We start from the raw sequence: 592 nt of genomic DNA, 5'->3' as shown, positions 1-592 counted from the left end.
TCTGTTTCGTTGTGGGGCGGGGCCGCGTCGGGGGGTACGTGCTCACGCCGACGTCGCACCCGGTACGGGAGATGGATCCCGGTGTGGACCGTCGGCGCTGCGCGCGCACCCCCCGCCCCGTCACCTCCGGCCGGTTGTGCGCCTCACGGCCCGGTGGGGCGGACGCGCTCGCTGGCGTGTCCCCTCCGCCAGCCGTGCGCCTGCGGCCCGGTGGGGGAGGGTGGGCACAACCCTCGCCGCGGGGCACCCGTTGCACCAAGCCCGAGGGCAACACCCTCCCGGGTTCGGGAAACCGCCCAGGTGACCAGGTGGGTCCGGTGTCAGCCCTGCCAGCTGTGGGGGGCGCGGAAGCCGTCGGGATGCCAGGACGGGGGGTCCGTGGCGGTGGTGGTGGGTGGGGTGATGGCGCGGGACATCAGGAGCACCGTGACGGCTGCCAGCTCGTCCTCGGTGACCTCGCCTTTCTCGATGCGGATGTCGACTGTGGGCATGGGACCTCCGGTCATTGAGGGGGGTTGCCGTGTTTGCGGGCTGGGCGGTCGGCGTGCTTGTTGCGGAGCATGGCGAGGGAGCTGATGAGGACCGAGCGGGT

At 72.6% G+C, this 592-nt stretch carries 1 protein-coding gene; it reads right to left on the bottom strand.

Annotated features, from left to right (window positions below; all coding sequences use genetic code 11):
• Nucleotides 1-320 precede the first annotated feature (320 nt).
• Nucleotides 321-491, bottom strand: a complete 171-nt coding sequence (locus U9R90_RS36710; protein ID WP_411061852.1) for an acyl-CoA carboxylase epsilon subunit — start codon at nt 489-491, stop codon at nt 321-323.
• Nucleotides 492-592 lie beyond the last annotated feature (101 nt).

It is taken from the genome of Streptomyces sp. E11-3 (genome assembly GCF_046540415.1).
Taxonomy (GTDB): Bacteria; Actinomycetota; Actinomycetes; order Streptomycetales; family Streptomycetaceae; genus Streptomyces.
This window is presented reverse-complemented; position numbering and strand designations above follow the sequence as displayed.